The following is a 17,357-nucleotide window of genomic DNA, read 5'->3' as shown; positions in this document are numbered from 1 at the left end:
AGCTGTGGTGCTGGCATTTTTACCCCAGGCCATGCCTGGTGCGTTCGCTACGCAAGCTCGGATAGCGGCATCTGTGGTTCGTCGGTCTGGCGGCGTTTTGCCGCTTTCGTGGGGATGCCATGGGGCCTATATCTGGGCACATGAAACGCAGGTTGCGACCCTTGCTTGGCCTGATGCTGGCCCTGGTGCTGGCCCTGACGGGCCAGAGTGCGGCGGTGGCGCGGGGAATGCCCGACGCCGCCGGGCACATCGTGTTGTGCACGGGCGCGGGGCCGATCAGCGTGCTGGTGGACGAGAACGGCCAGCCGGTCGGCCCCGGCCATATCTGTCCCGACTGCGCGGTGTCGCTTTTCGTCGCGGGCGGGGCGCTTCCGGAGTTGGTCACGCGGCACATGGACAAGGGTGTTCGGCTGCACCCGGAAGGCATGGCGCGGGCGGTCTCGTTGGATGGGCCGGTGGCGCGGGCGCGCGGGCCGCCCGTGGGTTCGGTGTGACGCCGGTGGGCGTCACCGAGAGTTCCAATCCATTCGAAAATCTGAAAAAGGAGAGACGCGATGTCTTTCAAGACCCGTATCATGGTGGCCGCCTCTGCCGCCGTTCTGAGCCTGACCGCACTGCCTGCATTTGCCGAGGGGATCGAGGTGCATGACGCCTATGCCCGGGCGTCGTCGATGATGTCGAGTTCGGGCGCCGCCTTCATGGTCATCCACAATCATGACGGCCCCGATGATCGCCTGGTCGATGTCCGGTCGGACGTGGCCGACAAGGTCGAGTTGCACACCCATCGCGAGGATGACAACGGGGTGATGCGGATGATCCATGTCGAAGAGGGTTTTGCCCTGCCCAGGGATGGCGAGATCGTGCTGAAACGTGGTGGCCACCACTTGATGTTCTTTGGCATCAAGGAGCCGTTCGAGCACGGTGACATCATTCCGCTCACGCTGGTGTTCGACAAGGCCGGGGAGGTACAGGTCGAGGTGCCCGTGGATCTGGAGCGCACGCCGATGCATGGCCAGATGGAGCACAAGCAAGGCGATTGAACGGCCCGACTGTGCGCCCCGGGTGATGCCGGGGCGCCCATTCTCTTGCTTATCTCAGCAGGCTTGCGACCCAGTCCGGCACGACCTGCGTGGCCGGGCCAGGCCAGGTTTCGGAGAAGGACGACACGACCGAGGAAGGGTCGAGGTTCAACTCGACCGTATGCGCCCCGGCGTCACTGGCCAGTTGCACGAAACCGGCCGCCGGGTAGACCTCGCCGCTGGTGCCGATGGCGGCAAAGCGGGTGCAGGTGGCGAGGTGGTTCATGATCTCGTCCATATGATAGGGGATTTCGCCGAACCACACGACATCGGGGCGCGTGGCGGGGGTGGCGCAGGCGGGGCAGGGGTCTGCGGTCTGCATCACGTGCGGCGCGGGCCAGCGGTGGTCGCAGGCGGCACAAAGCGCCCCTGAGAGCGCACCGTGCATGTGGATCACGCGGGTAGCACCAGCGCGTTCATGCAGGTCATCGACATTCTGCGTGACGATCACCACCTCGCCGGGGTGGTCGCGTTCGAGCCGGGCCAGTGCGGCATGGGCGGCATTGGGTTCAGCGCGCGCGCAGTTGGCGCGGCGGGCGTTGTAGAATTCATGCACGAAGCCGGGGTTGCGGGCAAAGCCCTCGGGCGTGGCCACCTCTTCGAGGTCATAGCGGGTCCACAACCCGTCCTCGTCGCGAAAGGTGCCAAGCCCGCTTTCCGCCGAGATGCCCGCGCCGGTGAGGATCACGATCTTGTCGGTCATTTCTGCCTTCTTGAACGGTTGGTCTGCTGGCCACTCTAGGGGCGGGCGCGGCGGATGGGAACCGGGCCGGAGCCGAACGCTGGGCCTGTCGCTGCCCCCTGATTTTCAGGGGCAAACTCCTGCTTGACATATTATGTGCATACATAATAGCTAATTGTAAACATATAAGCAAGGTGGCGAATCCATGCGCCACCCTTGCCCCCTGTTCGCAACGATCCTTCGCCACCCAAAGGAGGCCTGCATGACCAACCCCCGCCACAACCTGCGCGACGTCTATCCGCCCACTGGCCCCGAGATCACCGCCAAAAGCTGGCTCACCGAGGCACCGATGCGGATGCTGATGAACAACCTGCACCCGGACGTGGCCGAGAACCCGCATGAGTTGGTGGTTTACGGCGGCATCGGACGTGCGGCGCGCACATGGGAGGATTTCGACCGGATCGTCGCGGGCCTCAAGGATCTGGAGGATGACGAGACGCTGGTGGTGCAATCGGGCAAGCCGGTGGCCATCGTGAAGACCCATGTGGATGCGCCGCGTGTGCTGATCGCCAATTCCAACATCGTGCCGCATTGGGCCAATTGGGACCATTTCAGCGAACTCGATAAGAAAGGGCTGATGATGTATGGCCAGATGACCGCCGGGTCATGGATTTACATCGGCACGCAGGGCATCGTGCAGGGCACGTTTGAGACCTTTGCCGAGGCCGGGCGCCAGCACTACGGCGGCGACCTCAAGGGGCGCTGGATTCTGACCGGGGGGCTTGGCGGGATGGGCGGCGCGCAGCCGCTGGCCGCTGTGTTCGCCGGGGCCTGTTGCCTCGCGGTGGAGTGCAACCCCGACAGTATCGACTTTCGCCTGCGCACCGGATATCTCGACGAGAAGGCCGAGAGCCTCGACGAGGCGCTGGAGATGATCGACCGCTGGACCAGGGCGGGCGAGGCGAAATCGGTGGGCCTTCTGGGCAATGCCGCCGATATTTTTCCCGAGATTCACGCGCGCGGTGTGCGGCCCGACATCGTCACCGACCAGACCAGCGCGCATGATCCGGTCAATGGCTACCTGCCGCAGGGCTGGAGCATGGCCGAGTGGCGCGACAAGCGCGAGAGCGATCCCAAGGCGGTGGAAAAGGCCGCGCGGGCGAGCATGAAGGTGCATGTCAAGGCGATGGTCGATTTCTGGAACGATGGCGTGCCGACGCTGGATTACGGCAACAACATCCGGCAGGTGGCCAAGGACGAGGGGTTGGAGAACGCATTCGCCTTTCCGGGCTTCGTTCCGGCCTATATCCGGCCGCTCTTTTGCCGTGGCGTGGGGCCGTTCCGCTGGTGTGCGCTGTCGGGCGACCCGGAGGACATCTACAAGACCGACCAGGCGATGAAGGAGCTTTTCCCCGAAAACGCGCATCTGCATCAATGGCTGGACATGGCGCGCGAGAGGATATCTTTCCAGGGCCTTCCGGCGCGGATCTGCTGGATCGGGCTGGGTGACCGGCACCGGGCGGGCCTCAAGTTCAACGAGATGGTGGCCAGTGGCGAATTGAAGGCGCCCATCGTGATCGGGCGCGACCACCTTGACAGCGGATCGGTGGCGAGCCCCAACCGCGAGACCGAGGCGATGAAGGATGGCAGCGACGCGGTTTCCGACTGGCCGCTTCTGAACGCACTGGTCAACACCGCGTCGGGCGCGACATGGGTGAGCCTGCATCACGGCGGCGGTGTCGGCATGGGCTTTTCGCAACATGCGGGCATGGTGATCGTGGCCGATGGCACACCCGAGGCTGCGAAACGGCTGGAGCGGGTGCTGTGGAACGATCCGGCCTCGGGCGTGTGGCGCCATGCCGATGCGGGGTATGAGGACGCGATTGATTGCGCGAAAGAACACGGGCTGCGCCTGCCCGGGATATTGGGGAACTGACATGGAATATGCGCCGGGGAAGGAGGCCTGCCCGCTTCCGTATTCACCGTTCAAGAGCTGCACCGTGCCACGCCCGATCGGCTGGCTCTCCACGGTGAGCGTCGACGGGGTGCATAACCTTGCCCCCTATAGCCAGTGGCAGAACCTGACATTCGATCCGCCGATGGTGATGTTCGCCGCCAACCAGTATCCCGATGGCCGCCGCAAGGACACGGTGATCAATGCCGAGCAAACCGGCTGGTTCGTCTGGAACATGGCCACATATGCCCTGCGCGAGGCGGTCAATATCAGCGCCATGGCACTGGACCCCGGCGAGGACGAGTTCGAGCGTGCGGGCGTGACCAAGGCGCCCGCGACCGAAGCACCCGGCATGCGCGTGGCCGAAAGCCCGGCGCATTTCGAATGTCGGTATATCGCCACCCATCGCCTGCCCGGCAACAGCCCGGTGGGGTCGGTGGACGTGGTCTATGGCCAGGTGGCGCGCATCCATGTGGCCGACGAGGTTCTGACCCCCGACGGCAAGCTCGACATCCCCCGGATCGCACCGATCGCGCGGATGGGGTATTACGATTACACCGTCATCCGCGACGTGTTCGAGATGCGCATTCCAGGCGCGAGTGTCGATGCGGCGGCGGGCCTCGAAGGCAAGGCCTGAGCCGTCAGCCGGGCAACAGGTCGATCCGCGTGGCCGTCGCGGCCTCGACCGCCGCTTCGGAATAGGGCATCGGCACGTAATCCCCCATCGCCCAGAGCGGGGCGAGATCGTCGTAATGGGGCGTGCCGGGCAGGCCCGACTGGCCCGGCGCGTTGATCCAGACGCTGTTGTCCCATGCACCGACATCGACCACCATCCGCACCGATGCGCCGATGCGCACGCGGTAATCACTGGCCTCGTAATGGGCCATCATGACCGTGGTGGAACTGCCGCCCTTGTCGAGCGGGCCGACATCGAAATCCGTTCCCAAAGGTGTGAGCGCGTGGTCGAACCAGCCCTTGTGCAGGTCACCCCAGCGCCATGTCGCGGGGTCTGACCCGAAGCGCGTCACGGCATCCTCCCACGCGGCGGCGAGGGTTTCGGCAAGGAACGTGTCGCGGGCGGCGTCATCGTCGAGACCGGCAACGCGGGCGAGGCCGGGGTGGCGCCCTTCCAGCATGCGCACCACGGTGGCGATGGAGCCCGAGCCGAACCACTTGCGCAATGCGGGGTCGGGGGCGACACGGGCCAGAAGCGCGGGCCGCAGGTGGCTTGAGAGCCACATCTCGGCCAAAAGGGCGGCGGCACTGTCGGCATCGGCGTGGCCATTCCAGTGGCCAAGCAGGGCGCGCGCCGCGTCCGGGGCTTGCGCCGGGATGTGTGCCACAAGGCGCGCGGAATATCCCGAATGGGTGTCGGTTTGCAGGGCGCAGTTGTCGGCGATGTCGTTGACCGTGCCCGTGCGCAACCGTTCCGAAATCCGTTCCGCGCGCCCGTCTTCGAGCCATTCATGGCCCACTGTCGCGGCGGCGTGGTTCCAACCGTCGGGGATGTTCATTTCATTGGCTGACCAGACCACGCCATCCTCGGGGTTGACCGTTGCGGGCAGCTCGGCGGCGGTCATGTAGCCCTGCCATTCGAAGCGGCCATCGCCTGGCACCGGCGCGAGCCCGCGCCAGCCATTGCGGCGCGGCACATAGGCCGCCGCCTGCCAGCAGATATCGCCCGCGGTGTCGGCATAGACCATGTTGACCGAGGGCGCCCCCCATGTCTCCAGCGCCTCGCGGAAATCGCTCAACGTGGTGGCGCGCATGGATTTGAGGCTGGCCATGTAGGGCGCGGTGCCGGGATCGGTGAACACGGTGCGCAGTGACAAGGCAAGGTTGCGGCCTTCATCCTGCCAGAGCACCGGGCCATGCCGTGTGAAGTAAAGCGGCAGGGTCTGATCCGGCGCGCCCTTGACGGTGAACACCTCGTCGATGCGGGTCATCTCTTCGTGGCCGGTGCCATAGCGATAGCTATGCGGCGTGTCGGGCAGGGTCTCATGGACCATGAGATCCTCCTGATCGGCGCAGAAAATCGTGAGGCTGAAGGCGGCGGTGCCGTTATGGCCGGCCATGATGCCGGGCGACGAAGGTTCGCCGGCGCCGATCACGTCGAGCCCGGGGGCACTGAGATGCACCATGTAGCGCAGCGAGGGCGCGGCGTGGGCGCGGTGCGGATCGCTGGCCATGATCGCGCGGCCGGTGGCGGTTTGCGACGGCGCCAGCGCCCAGTTGTTCGAGCCCTCGGGTGGGGTTTCGTGACGCAGCACGTTGAGCGCCGGGTCGAGCGCCGACCAGAGCGGTGCCTCGTCGAGCGTGGCGGCGAGGCGTTCGGCGCTGAAACTCACGGGTGCGGTGGCCAGAAGATAGGTGGTGAGCGCATCGTCGGGCAGGGGTGTCCCGTCCATCGTGGCCCATTCGTCATCCGGCACCGGCGGCGAAAGCGGCATGCGCAAGAGATCGACCTCGGGCGAGGCGAGCGCCTGCACCTTTTGCCTTGCCAGTTCGGACGTGGCGTTGCGGGCGAGGCAATGGGTGCGGATGCGCACCACGTCTTCGGGTGCCCAATGGGCCGGTTTGGTGCCCAGTTCGGCAAATTCGGGCGGCAGCGGTAGCGTGCCGTCGAGCACCAGATCGACGCCCGCGTTGATGCCCCGGGCGAAGGTGGTGCAGATCTCCTCGGCATCCGGGCCATAGGCCGCCCATTCCGGCGCCATGTCGCCGCGATAAAGCAAGAGCCGCGCGGCGCGGTCCTGCATCAGGTAGCCGGGGCCGAAATCTGCCGCCAGAAGACCCAGCCCGCGCTTGCGCCAGAGGTCGATCTGCCAGAGCCGGTCGCGCACGGCGTTGAACCCCTGCACGAAAAAGGCATCGCGCGGGTTCTCGGCGCGGATATGCGGCAGGCCCCAGCGGTCGATGCGGATACTGGCGGGGGCGTTGAGGCCGGGCAGGGCAAGCTGTGTCATGGAACCTCGCTTAATTAATACTGGCTGATGGCGCGCGCCGCTTCGAGTGCGAGCGGGATGTTGCGGTTGACGAAATCCTCGGGCGTCCATTCGGCGAGCGAGCCCGCCACGTGGATCGCCGCGACAGGTTCGCCATTGGCGTCGAGCACCGGAAAACCGGCCGCGATCTCGCCCAGCAGGATCTGGTTGAGAGTGAGCGCGTAACCGTTGGCACGGGTTTCGGCGATCTTGTCGAGGATCTCGGGGATCTCGGTGAGGGTGTGCGGCGTAAAGGGGCGCCGGTCGGACCGGTCGAGGATGTCACGCACCCGGTCATCGGGCAGGCGCGAGAGAATCGCCCAGCCGCCCGAACTGCAAAAGCTGGGCACGCTGTGGCCGACAAGGGTGGTGTAAAAGGTCTGGCGCTTGCTTTGCAGGCGCACCGCATAGACCACGCGCAGATCGTCGAAGAGCGACAGGTCGACCCTTTCGCGGACCTCCTTGCGCAGTTCCTGAAGCACCGGCGTGGCGCGGCGCACCAGCGGGTCGAGTCGCAGGTAATCGAGCGTATGATCGAGCAGCCGGATGCCCGGAACAAAGCCGCGCCCATCGCCCGAGCGGCGAATATAGCCCATGGACCGCAGGGTGTGCACCATCCGTTGTGCCGTGCTGCGATCGACACCCGCCCGCGCCGCGATCTCGGACAACGACAGGGGGGCGTCGGCATGATGAAAGGCCGCCAGCACCTGCATCGCCTTTTCCAGAGAGCGCACAAAAAGCGGGCCTGAGCGATCATTTTCGGTCAGGCCGCGCAATCCGGGTTCGGCGCGTGTCGTGTTTCGTGGCAACGTAGCGTCCCGTTTCTGTTTGGCCGTTGACAGGGGCCAATTCACAACTCTACGCTAGGCATACAATGCAGCCATATTGCCTTGCAATACAGAGATTGACCGACGTCGGGTCAGCATCCTGCTGCAAGGTCGATGGCCGGGGACAAGAACAGGGACGAAAGCGACATGCGCCGAGTTGCGCTTGCAGGCTTCTTGCATGAGACGAATACATTCGCCCCCACCAAGGCGGCGCATGAGGATTTCGTGCAGGGCGGCGGCTATATGCCCATGGCAAGGGGCGATGATGTTCTGAGCCGGGGGCGCGGGATCAATCTTGGAATCGGCGGTGCGGTGCAGCATGGCGAAGGCGCGGGCTGGGACATGGTGCCGGTGCTTTGGACCGGGGCAATCCCGTCGGCGCATGTGACACGCGATGCCTATGATCGGATATCGGACGAGATCGTCGAGGGGATTGCCGCGGCGGGGGCGCTGGACGGCATTTTCCTTGATTTGCATGGCGCGATGGTGGCCGAGCATGTCGACGACGGCGAGGGCGCGCTCATCGCGCGGGTGCGCGCGGCGGTGGGGCCGGATGTGCCGATTGCCTGCGCGCTCGACCTGCATGGCAATATCACGGCGGAAATGGTCGAAGCGGCGGATGTCCTCGTTGGGTTCCGCACCTATCCGCATGTCGACATGGGCGAAACCGGGCGCCGCGCGGCCGAACAGCTTGACCGGCTGATGAGCCGTGGCGCGCCTTTCGCCAAGGCGTTCCGACGCCTGCCCTTCCTGGTCCCGATCGCGTGGCAGAGCACGCGGGCGGACCCCGCGAAGGCAATCTATGATCTCGTGACGGAATGCGAGGGGGGCGAGGTCAGCAGCACATCGTTCTTCTTCGGCTTTCCCGCGGCGGATTTTCCGGGTTGCGGTCCGACGGTGATCTCGTACGGCGAAAGCCAGGGCGCGGCGGACGAGGCGGCAGACCGGATCGAAGCCGCCGTGCTGGCCGCCGAGGAGGCGTTTGCCGGGAAGAGTTATGACCCGGACGAAGGCGTGCAGGAGGCGATGCGCATCGCGCGGACGGCCACCCGGCCCGTGGTGATCGCCGACACGCAGGACAATCCCGGCGCGGGGGGCGATTCGAACACCACCGGCATGTTGGCCGCGATGGTGCGCAACAAGGCCAGCGGCGCGCTGGGCAACATGGTCGACCCGCGCGCGGCCGCCGCCGCCCATGCGGCGGGCGAGGGCGCCGAGATCGAGATCGCGCTGGGCGGATTCTCGAACATCCCCGGCGATGCGCCGTTCGAGGGGCGGTTCGTGGTTGAAACGCTTTCGGATGGGCATCTGGTGGCGTCGGGGCCGTTCTATGGCGGCGCGCCGCTCGACATGGGGCCGTCGGCCTGCCTGCGCATCGGCGATGTGCGGGTGGTCGTGACCAGCCACAAGGCGCAGATGGCCGATCAGGAAATGTATCGTTCCGTCGGGATCGAACCGACGAAACAGGATATCCTCGTCAACAAGAGCTCGGTGCATTTCCGGGCCGATTTCGATATGATCGCCGAAACGATCCTGACCTGCGTGGCGCCCGGGCCAATGCCGATCAGCCCGGCAAGCCTGCCGTTCAAGCGGCTGGCACCGGGCATGCGGCTCGAGCCGCTGGGAGCCGCGTTCGAGCCCCGCACCGGGGTGCAAACCGGGAAAGAGAGGGAGACAAGCCAGAGCTGATACAGTGAATTTCGGCCCGCGCAAGACGTGCGACGCCGAGATCCGAGCAACCAACCGCGCCATAGAAGGGCCACCAAACCCGGCGCAGACCTTCAACCAACGGGAGATGAACATGACCCTACCACTTGATCTGAAACGCATGCCGGGCCGCATCGGCGCGGGCCTGCGCCGCACCGGGCTGAGCGCCGCCGTCCTGGCCGCCGCCACGATGGTCGCCGCGCCGCTGAGCGCGGAGACGCTCGTCGCGGTGAAACACTCGGCATTGCGGGTGCTCGACCCGATCCTGACCACCGCCTACATGAGCCGCAACCACGGCTACATGATCTTTGACACGCTCTTTGCGCTCGACGAAAGCATGACGCCGCAGCCGCAGATGGTCGATAGCTGGACCGTCTCGGACGATGGCCTGACCTATCGTTTCACCCTGCGCGAGGGGCTCAAGTTCCATGATGGCAGCCCGGTCACGGGTGACGATGTTGCCGCCTCGATCGCCCGCTGGGGCGAGCGTGACGGGATGGGCCAGGTGCTGATGGATTTCGTCGAAAGCATGGGTCAGGACGGTGACAACGTCTTTGTCATGAACATGAAGGAACCCTATGGCCTCGTCATCGACAGCCTGGCCAAGCCGTCGTCGAACGTGCCCTTCATCATGCCCAAGCGCCTGGCCGAGACACCTTCGACCGAGCCGATCCCCGAGCAGATCGGATCGGGCCCGTTCACATGGGTGGAGGAAGAATTTCAGCCGGGTGTGAAGGCGGTTTACGCGAAGTTCGAGGATTACGTGCCGCGCGATGAAGAACCGAGCTGGTCGGCAGGCGGCAAGGTGGTCAAGGTGGACCGGGTCGAATGGGTGGTGATGCCCGATGACCAGACCACGCTCAACGCGATCATGGCCGGCGAAATCGACTATTGGGAGAGCCCGCCGTCCGACCTGTTGCCGGTTCTGGAGGCAAGCGGGGAACTCGAGGTGCGTAATCTCAATGTGCTTGGCTATCAGACGATCATGCGCCCCAACGCGCTGCATCCGCCGATGGATAACCCGCTGATCCGCAAGGCGGCGATCGCGTCGGTCTATCAGAAGGACGTGCTCGATGCGATGATCGGTAACCCCGATCTCTATAGCCTGTGCGGGGCGATGTTCGTCTGCGGCACACCGTTGGCCACCGATGTCGGGTCCGAGACGCTGACCGAGGGCAATGGCCAGGATCTGGCCCGGCAGCTTCTGGAAGAGGCCGGTTACGACGGCACGCCCATCGTGATCATGCACCCCACCGATGTGGGCACGCTGCGCACGCAGCCTGTCGTCGTGGCGCAGGCCATGCGCGATGTGGGCTTCGAGGTCGATCTGCAGGCGATGGACTGGCAAACTCTCGTGGGACGTCGCGCCAGCCAGGCACCGATTGCCGACGGCGGCTGGAACATGTTCATGACCAACTGGGTGGGCGCCGATGTGTTCAACCCGCTGGTCAACAACATGGTCAACGGCAAGGGCCCCGATGGCGGCTGGTTCGGCTGGCCCGATGTGCCCGAGCTTGAAGAGCTGCGCATGGCCTATGCGACCTCGGGTTCGCTCGAAGAGCAGCAGGAGATTGCGGCCAAGATCCAGGAGGTCGCCTATGACGAAGGCGTCTATGCCCCGATCGGCCAGTATTTCGTGCCGTCGGCATGGACAAGCAACCTTGAGGGTGTTCTGGACGGCCCCGCGCCGTTCTTCTGGAACATCTCCAAGAACTGATCCGTGACGATCCGGCCCCGCACCCGCCCGGATGCGGGGCCGGTTTTCCAGAGATTTTCCCGGTCGCCTGTTGCCTGACCGGGCGGTCCTGCGGGCCGAGAACCTGAAAGGGAGTGCCGATGTTCGGTTATATCGTGCAACGTATCCTTGCCGCCGTGCCGGTGATGGGATTCGTGGCGCTTTTCGTGTTCCTGATGCTGCGGCTCACGCCCGGCGATCCGGCCGCGATCATCGCGGGCGACACCGCGACGCCGGAACAGCTTCAACGCATTCGCGAGGCGCTGGGTCTCAACGATCCGCTGCATATCCAGTTCATCACATGGATCGGCAACCTGTTTCAGGGCGATTTCGGCACCTCGGTGATTTCCGGCAAGCCGGTGATCGAGTTGATCGCCGCGCGGATGGAGCCGACGATCAGCCTTGCGTTGACCACGATCATCCTGTCGGTTCTGATCGCCGTGCCGCTGGGCGTGATCGCGGCATGGAAGCATGGCACGCTGATCGACCGTTTCGTGATGCTGATCTCGGTTCTGGGCTTTTCGGTGCCGGTCTTCGTGATCGGCTATCTGATGATTTCGCTGTTCTCGATGCAGTTGAACTGGTTCCCGGTGCAGGGCTTTCGGCCCATCGGCGACGGGTTGGGCCAGTTCCTGCATCGCATTGCGCTGCCGACCTTCACGCTCACGCTGTTGTATATCGCGCTCATTGCACGGATCACGCGGACCTCGATGCTTGAAATTCTGGGTGACGATTACATCCGCACCGCCCGCGCCAAGGGCCTGCCCGAGCGCCTTGTGCTCATGCGCCATGCGCTGCGCAACTGTTCGGTGCCGATCATCACCGTGATCGGGATCGGTTTTGCCCTGATCATCTCGGGGGTGGTGGTGACCGAAAGCGTGTTCAACCTGCCGGGGCTGGGGCGGCTCACGGTCGATGCGGTGCTGGCGCGCGATTACCCGGTGATCCAGGCGGTGATCCTTCTGGCCTCGCTCATCTATGTCGTCATCAACCTGCTGATCGACATCGCCTATGTCCTGCTTGATCCGAGGATCCGTTACTCATGACAGACCAGACCGTATTCACACCCGGGGACGGGCGGGTTTCACCTCTGGATCGGGTGCGCGAAATCGTGTTCTCGAGCCCGTTCGTGTTCATCGCCTCGCTGATCCTGGCGATCATCGTGCTGTCGGCGCTGTTCGCGCCATGGGTGGTGCCGCATGACCCGGTGCGGCTGACGCCCGCACAACGCCTCAAACCGCCGAGCGAAATTTACTGGCTGGGCACCGATGCCTACGGCCGCGATCTCTTTTCGCGCATCATCTACGGCGGGCGCATTTCGCTTGTCGTGGGGCTGGGCGCGGCGGTGTTCGCGGTTGCGTCCGGTCTGATGCTGGGCCTCCTGGCGGGGTATATCCGCTGGCTCGACGCGATTCTGATGCGGATGGTGGACGGGCTCATGGCCATTCCCAACATCCTTCTGGCGATTGCCATCGTGTCGCTTTGGGGGGCGGGCATCTGGACCGTTCTGATCGCGATCACCATCCCCGAGGTGCCGCGCGTGGTGCGGCTGGTGCGTTCGGTCGTGCTGTCGGCGCGCGAGGAACCCTATGTCGAGGCCGCCATCGCGGCGGGGTCGTCGACATGGCTGATCATGCGGCGGCACCTGCTGCCCAACACCATCGCGCCGCTGATCATCCAGGGCACCTATATCTGCGCTTCGGCGATCCTGGTCGAGGCGATCCTGTCGTTCCTTGGCGCAGGCATCAATCCCGAGACGCCGAGCTGGGGCAACATCATGGCCGAGGGGCGGATCTATTTCCAGATCAATCCCGGCATCGTGCTCTGGCCCGGGATCGTCGTTTCGGTGGCGATCCTCGCCATCAACCTTCTGGGCGACGCGGTGCGTGACGCGCTCGATCCGCGCATGGCAAAACGGGGGATCGACAGATGAGCGACAATCTTCTGGAAATCGAGAACCTGCGCATCGCGCTCAACGGTGACCCCGAGCAGGAGGTGGTCAAAGGGCTCGACATGGAGATCAAGCCGGGCCAGACCATGTGTCTCGTGGGGGAAAGCGGGTCGGGCAAATCGCTGACGGCGCTGGCCACGATGGGGCTCTTGCCCAAGGTGCTGGTGCCGCATGCCGGGTCGATCCGGATGAAGGGCGAAGAGCTTCTGACCGCCACGCCGCAACGGCTGCGCAAGCTGCGCGCCACGGCGATGTCGATGATCTTTCAGGAGCCGATGACCGCGCTCAACCCGGTGGCGCGGGTCGGCGCGCAGATCGAGGAGGTGCTGGAATTTCACTCCGACATGTCCCAGTCACAGCGCAAGCGGCGCGCGATGGAGATGATGGAGGCGGTGCATCTGCCCGACGTGGACAAGATGTATCGCAGTTTCCCGCACCAACTGTCGGGCGGGCAGCGCCAGCGCATCATGATCGCCATGGCACTCATCATGCGGCCGCAACTTCTGATCGCGGACGAGCCGACTACTGCGCTCGACGTGACCACGCAGGCGCAGATCCTGTCGCTCATTCGCGAATTGCGCGAAGAGCAAGGCACGGCGGTGATGTTCATCACCCATGACATGGGCGTGGTCTCCGAAATTGCCGAGGACGTGACCGTTCTCAAGCTGGGCGAGGTGATGGAAACCCAGCCCCTCGACCAGTTGCTGCGCCATCCGCAGACCGATTACACCCGCGACCTCTTGCGCTCGGTGCCAAGCCACGTGCCGCGCGCCGCGAGCCCGGACAGTTCGGAAAAGGTGGTGCTGAGCACGCAGAGCCTGTGCAAGACCTATGGTGGCAGCGGGTTCATCTTCAAGAGCCGCGAGGTCAATGCCGCGCAGGATGTGAGCCTGGCTTTGCAACATGGCCGGACGCTGGGCATCGTGGGCGAGAGCGGGTCGGGAAAATCGACCGTGGCGCGGTGCATCATGCGGCTGATCGATCCGACATCGGGGCAGATCATGGTCGGCGACGAGGACATCGCGCAGATGCATCAGCGTGACCTCAAGGCCCGGCGCCGCAAGATCCAGATCGTGTTCCAGGACCCGATGCGCTCACTCAACCCGCGGCGCGAGATCGGCGAGTCGATCATCGAGGGGCCGCTGAATTTCGGCGTCCCGCGTGCCAAGGCGGTCGAGCGGGCGCGCGAGTTGCTCGAGCTGGTGGGCCTGCCGGCCAGCGCGGTCGACCGTTTCCCGCACCAGTTTTCGGGCGGGCAGCGCCAGCGCATCGCGATCGCACGCGCCCTGGCCGTCGATCCCGACATCCTTGTCGCGGACGAGGCGGTCTCGGCGCTCGATGTGAGCGTGCAGGCACAGGTTCTCGACCTGCTGGCCGAATTGCAGAAGCGGCTGGGCCTTGGCATCCTCTTCATCACCCATGATCTGGGCGTGGCGGCGCAGATCTGTGACGAGGTGATGGTGATGCAACATGGCCGGGTCGTGGAATACGGCCCCGCAGGCCGGGTTCTGGGCGATCCGCGCGAGGAGTATACCAAGGCGCTGATCTCTGCCGCGCCGGGGCGGCATTGGGATTTCGCCAATTTCCGCCCGTTTTCAGAATCCGGAAGGGCCGCCACATCGGCGCCCCCATCCGCTTGACCAGAAAGAAGGACACGACATGGCCGTTCTACCCATCATTTCCGAGAGCAAAGAGGAACTGACCGCGATCTTCAAGGATCTGCACGCCCATCCCGAGATCGGATTTACCGAAGCACGCACCGCGCAGGTGGTGGCCGAAAAGCTGCGCGAATATGGCGTGGACGAGGTCCATACCGGGATTGCCAAGACTGGCGTCGTGGGCCTGATCAAGGGCAAGGGCGGCGGTGAGCGCCGGATCGGGCTGCGCGCCGACATGGATGCGCTGCCGATCCACGAGGAAAGCAACCTGCCCTATGCGTCGAAGAACGAGGGCGTCATGCATGCCTGTGGCCATGACAGTCACACCACCATGCTTCTGGGCGCGGCCAAGCACCTGGCAAAGACGCGCGATTTCGACGGCACCGCCGTCCTGATCTTTCAGCCCGCCGAGGAGGGGCTGGGCGGCGCGCGCGGCATGCTGGCCGAGGGTCTGTTCGACAAGTTTCCCTGTGACGAGGTGTTCGGCATGCACAACTGGCCGAACGGCGAGCCGGGCAAGGTCGGCATCTGCAAGGGGACGGCGATGGCCGGTGCGTCGTTCTTTGACATCAAGATCAAGGGCCGGGGCAGCCATGCGGCGATGCCGCAGCAATCGCGCGATCCGCTGGTCATTGCGGCGATGCTCGTGGCGCAGATCCAGACCATCGTGTCGCGCAACGTCGCGCCGCTCGATTCCTGCGTCTTTTCCGTGACCCAAAGCAACGCCGGCAGCGCCTATAACGTGGTGCCCGACACCGCGACGCTGGCCGGGACGATCCGCTATTTCAAGGACGAGGTTTGCGAACTGGCCGAAACCCGGCTGCGCGATCTGTGCGACGGCATGGCCCGCGCCTATGGCGTCGAGATCGAGGTCGATCTGCGCAACATCTTCGACGTGCTGATGAATGACAGCGACCTGTCGGATGCCTATCTCGAGGCCGCGGCCGATATCGTCGGTGCCGAGAACGTGTCGGACAAGGCCGAGCCGGCCACCGGGTCCGAGGATTTCGCCGACATGCTCAAAGTGGTGCCCGGCTCCTATTGCCGGCTGGGCCATGGCGGCACGGTGCCGCTGCACAACCCGGGCTTCATGCTCGACCCCGAAATCCTGCCGGTGGGCGCGTCGATCATGGCACGTGTTGTCGAGCGTCGCATGCCTGTCGGAGGCGCATGAACATGGACCCTTTGAAACTGCCGTTCGACGCCGATGCGATGCTTGCGGGCCTCCGCCCGTGGATCGAATGCGAAAGCCCGACCTGGGACGCCGCCGCGGTCGACCGGATGATGGACCTCGCCGCCTATGACCTTGCCCAGATGGCCGAGATCGAGCGTATCCCCGGCCGGATGGGCTTTGGCGGCTGCGTGCGTGCGCGTTTTCCGCATCCCAACAAGGGCGAGCCGGGCATCCTGATCGTGGGCCACATGGACACCGTGCACCCGATCGGCACGCTTGCTGTGCTGCCGTTCAAGCGCGAGGGCGATATCTGCTATGGCCCCGGCATCATGGACATGAAGGGCGGCAATTACGCCAGCGTCGAGGCGATCCGCCAGTTGATCGCGGCGGGGATGCAGACGCCCCTGCCGGTAACGGTGCTCTTTACCCCCGACGAGGAGGTCGGCACGCCCTCCACGCGCGAGTTGATCGAGGCGGAGGCGGCGCGCAACAAATACGTGCTCGTGCCCGAACCCGCCCGCGACGATGGCGGCGCGGTGATCGGGCGCTATGCGATCGCACGCTTCAACCTGCGCACGCACGGTCTGCCCAGCCACGCGGGCGCGCGCCTGTCGGAAGGCAAATCCGCGATTGCCGCGATGGCGCGCAAGATCATCGAGATCGAGGCGATGACCGGCGACGACTGCACCTTTTCGGTGGGCGTGATCCATGCCGGGCAATGGGTCAATTGCGTGTCGTCGGTCTGCGAAGCCGAGGCGCTGAGCATGGCCAAGACCCAAGGCGACCTCGATGACGGGGTGGCGCGGCTGATGGCGCTGGCGGGCGAAGAGAACGGCGTCTCCTTCGAGATCACCCGCGGCGTGACACGCCCCGTGTGGGAGCCCGACCAACCCGGCACCATGGCGATGTTCGAGATCGCCAAGGATCTGGCCAGGGATCTCGGGTTCGAGTTGACGGGGACAAGCTCGGGCGGTGGGTCGGATGGCAATTTCACCGGCTTCATGGGTATCCCGACGCTCGATTCACTTGGCGTGCGCGGCAAGGGCCTGCATACGCTGACCGAACATATCGAGGTTGCAAGCCTCGCCGAGCGCGGGCGCCTTATCGCCGGGATGCTGATGCGTCTGAGCTGAACTCCACGACTGCTTTACCGGCATGTCCGTTCGGCCCTGTCGGTATACTCGCGATAGGTGGTCCAGAATCGCCGGTGGCTGTCCCGGTCGGACTGGCGGATGTCCTGTGCCCGGTGCGGATCGCTATAGAAGCTGACCGCGAGGCGTTGATCCGACCCCGAAAGTGTCTTGTCGGCGACGGCCTGAATGCAGCCGCACAATTCACGCGAGCGGGCCTTGCGATCCGACGCGAGGCACGCGCGCTGGATCGGGCCGGTGGCAAAGGGTTTGGCGACGGGTGCGGCGGCCGGGGCGATCACCACCGCGCCAGCCAGGGCCGTGGTGGTCCCCGCCGGGGTGACGACGCGCGCCGTGGGGGCGGCCATTTCACGCTTGGCCCGGTGATAACCACCGGCGCATCCTGCCAGTGACAGGATGAGGATCAGGGAAACGATGGGGCGCATATGCTCGGTGCCTCGTTGTTTTGCGCAGAT

15 protein-coding genes are annotated in these 17,357 nt (G+C 65.0%); 11 read left to right on the top strand and 4 right to left on the bottom strand.

Features of this window, described 5'->3' with window-relative positions:
- Nucleotides 1–173: 173 nt before the first annotated feature.
- Nucleotides 174–494, top strand: a complete 321-nt coding sequence (locus FLO80_RS09560; protein WP_111366050.1) for a hypothetical protein — start codon at nt 174–176, stop codon at nt 492–494.
- A 60-nt stretch (nt 495–554) separates the two neighbouring features.
- Nucleotides 555–1,040 carry a copper chaperone PCu(A)C gene (locus FLO80_RS09555; RefSeq protein WP_111366052.1) on the top strand — a complete coding sequence of 162 codons (486 nt, stop codon included), beginning with the start codon at nt 555–557 and terminating at the stop codon, nt 1,038–1,040.
- Nucleotides 1,041–1,089: 49 nt separating this feature from the next.
- On the opposite strand, the gene FLO80_RS09550 is transcribed toward FLO80_RS09555, so the two are convergent.
- On the bottom strand, nt 1,090–1,782 hold the full coding sequence (locus tag FLO80_RS09550; RefSeq protein ID WP_111366055.1) for an NAD-dependent deacylase: 693 nt from the start codon (nt 1,780–1,782) through the stop codon (nt 1,090–1,092).
- A 241-nt stretch (nt 1,783–2,023) separates the two neighbouring features.
- On the opposite strand from FLO80_RS09550, the gene hutU reads away from it, so the two are divergent.
- Both hutU and FLO80_RS09540 read left to right on the top strand, forming a co-directional pair.
- Entirely contained in the window at nt 2,024–3,697 is a 1,674-nt protein-coding gene (hutU, locus tag FLO80_RS09545; protein ID WP_111366058.1) for a urocanate hydratase, read from the top strand.
- 1 nt (nt 3,698) lies between these two features.
- A complete protein-coding gene (locus FLO80_RS09540; RefSeq protein WP_111366060.1) occupies nt 3,699–4,352 on the top strand; it encodes a flavin reductase family protein in 654 nt (217 codons plus the stop codon).
- A gap of 4 nt (nt 4,353–4,356) precedes the next feature.
- Here FLO80_RS09540 and FLO80_RS09535 read toward each other — a convergent pair whose 3' ends face one another.
- Complete coding sequence (locus tag FLO80_RS09535) at nt 4,357–6,681, bottom strand: penicillin acylase family protein (RefSeq protein WP_111366063.1); 2,325 nt, start codon at nt 6,679–6,681, stop codon at nt 4,357–4,359.
- A gap of 14 nt (nt 6,682–6,695) precedes the next feature.
- Nucleotides 6,696–7,433, bottom strand: a complete 738-nt coding sequence (locus FLO80_RS09530) for an IclR family transcriptional regulator (RefSeq protein ID WP_223145475.1) — start codon at nt 7,431–7,433, stop codon at nt 6,696–6,698.
- A gap of 207 nt (nt 7,434–7,640) precedes the next feature.
- On the opposite strand from FLO80_RS09530, the gene FLO80_RS09525 reads away from it, so the two are divergent.
- The 7 genes from FLO80_RS09525 (at nt 7,641) to FLO80_RS09495 (ending at nt 16,884) form a co-directional block, all read left to right on the top strand.
- Nucleotides 7,641–9,215, top strand: coding sequence for a M81 family metallopeptidase (locus FLO80_RS09525; RefSeq protein ID WP_246156634.1), 1,575 nt, complete (start codon nt 7,641–7,643; stop codon nt 9,213–9,215).
- Nucleotides 9,216–9,327: 112 nt separating this feature from the next.
- Entirely contained in the window at nt 9,328–10,950 is a 1,623-nt protein-coding gene (locus FLO80_RS09520) for an ABC transporter substrate-binding protein (protein ID WP_246156633.1), read from the top strand.
- Between the two features lie 119 nt (nt 10,951–11,069).
- Complete coding sequence (locus FLO80_RS09515) at nt 11,070–12,014, top strand: ABC transporter permease (RefSeq protein ID WP_111366066.1); 945 nt, start codon at nt 11,070–11,072, stop codon at nt 12,012–12,014.
- Complete coding sequence (locus tag FLO80_RS09510; RefSeq protein WP_111366069.1) at nt 12,011–12,901, top strand: ABC transporter permease; 891 nt, start codon at nt 12,011–12,013, stop codon at nt 12,899–12,901. Before FLO80_RS09515 ends, FLO80_RS09510 begins: the two co-directional genes overlap by 4 nt.
- Nucleotides 12,898–14,559 carry a dipeptide ABC transporter ATP-binding protein gene (locus tag FLO80_RS09505; RefSeq protein ID WP_111366071.1) on the top strand — a complete coding sequence of 554 codons (1,662 nt, stop codon included), beginning with the start codon at nt 12,898–12,900 and terminating at the stop codon, nt 14,557–14,559. Before FLO80_RS09510 ends, FLO80_RS09505 begins: the two co-directional genes overlap by 4 nt.
- 19 nt (nt 14,560–14,578) lie before the next feature.
- Nucleotides 14,579–15,751: a M20 aminoacylase family protein gene (locus tag FLO80_RS09500; RefSeq protein WP_111366073.1), complete on the top strand. Its 1,173-nt coding sequence runs from the start codon at nt 14,579–14,581 to the stop codon at nt 15,749–15,751.
- A gap of 2 nt (nt 15,752–15,753) precedes the next feature.
- Nucleotides 15,754–16,884, top strand: coding sequence for a M20/M25/M40 family metallo-hydrolase (locus FLO80_RS09495; protein WP_111366075.1), 1,131 nt, complete (start codon nt 15,754–15,756; stop codon nt 16,882–16,884).
- A gap of 14 nt (nt 16,885–16,898) precedes the next feature.
- On the opposite strand, the gene FLO80_RS09490 is transcribed toward FLO80_RS09495, so the two are convergent.
- Nucleotides 16,899–17,327: an arginine transporter gene (locus FLO80_RS09490; RefSeq protein WP_246156632.1), complete on the bottom strand. Its 429-nt coding sequence runs from the start codon at nt 17,325–17,327 to the stop codon at nt 16,899–16,901.
- Nucleotides 17,328–17,357 lie beyond the last annotated feature (30 nt).

It is taken from the genome of Aquicoccus porphyridii, assembly GCF_008369105.1.
Classification (GTDB): domain Bacteria; phylum Pseudomonadota; class Alphaproteobacteria; order Rhodobacterales; family Rhodobacteraceae; genus Aquicoccus; species Aquicoccus porphyridii.
The sequence above is the reverse complement of the archived record's forward strand: the minus strand, read 5'-3'. Positions and strand labels throughout refer to the sequence as shown.

What these genes read in the sequence shown, in the direction of transcription:
- FLO80_RS09490 (WP_246156632.1), bottom strand. Translation starts at nt 17,327, where the DNA reads ATGCGCCCCATCGTTTCCCTGATCCTCATCCTGTCACTGGCAGGATGC.
- FLO80_RS09500 (WP_111366073.1), top strand. Translation starts at nt 14,579, where the DNA reads ATGGCCGTTCTACCCATCATTTCCGAGAGCAAAGAGGAACTGACCGCG.
- FLO80_RS09525 (WP_246156634.1), top strand. Translation starts at nt 7,641, where the DNA reads ATGGCCGGGGACAAGAACAGGGACGAAAGCGACATGCGCCGAGTTGCG.
- FLO80_RS09550 (WP_111366055.1), bottom strand. Translation starts at nt 1,782, where the DNA reads ATGACCGACAAGATCGTGATCCTCACCGGCGCGGGCATCTCGGCGGAA.
- FLO80_RS09505 (WP_111366071.1), top strand. Translation starts at nt 12,898, where the DNA reads ATGAGCGACAATCTTCTGGAAATCGAGAACCTGCGCATCGCGCTCAAC.
- FLO80_RS09515 (WP_111366066.1), top strand. Translation starts at nt 11,070, where the DNA reads ATGTTCGGTTATATCGTGCAACGTATCCTTGCCGCCGTGCCGGTGATG.
- FLO80_RS09560 (WP_111366050.1), top strand. Translation starts at nt 174, where the DNA reads ATGCTGGCCCTGGTGCTGGCCCTGACGGGCCAGAGTGCGGCGGTGGCG.
- FLO80_RS09535 (WP_111366063.1), bottom strand. Translation starts at nt 6,681, where the DNA reads ATGACACAGCTTGCCCTGCCCGGCCTCAACGCCCCCGCCAGTATCCGC.
- hutU (WP_111366058.1), top strand. Translation starts at nt 2,024, where the DNA reads ATGACCAACCCCCGCCACAACCTGCGCGACGTCTATCCGCCCACTGGC.
- FLO80_RS09520 (WP_246156633.1), top strand. Translation starts at nt 9,328, where the DNA reads ATGACCCTACCACTTGATCTGAAACGCATGCCGGGCCGCATCGGCGCG.
- FLO80_RS09540 (WP_111366060.1), top strand. Translation starts at nt 3,699, where the DNA reads ATGGAATATGCGCCGGGGAAGGAGGCCTGCCCGCTTCCGTATTCACCG.
- FLO80_RS09555 (WP_111366052.1), top strand. Translation starts at nt 555, where the DNA reads ATGTCTTTCAAGACCCGTATCATGGTGGCCGCCTCTGCCGCCGTTCTG.
- FLO80_RS09495 (WP_111366075.1), top strand. Translation starts at nt 15,754, where the DNA reads ATGGACCCTTTGAAACTGCCGTTCGACGCCGATGCGATGCTTGCGGGC.
- FLO80_RS09510 (WP_111366069.1), top strand. Translation starts at nt 12,011, where the DNA reads ATGACAGACCAGACCGTATTCACACCCGGGGACGGGCGGGTTTCACCT.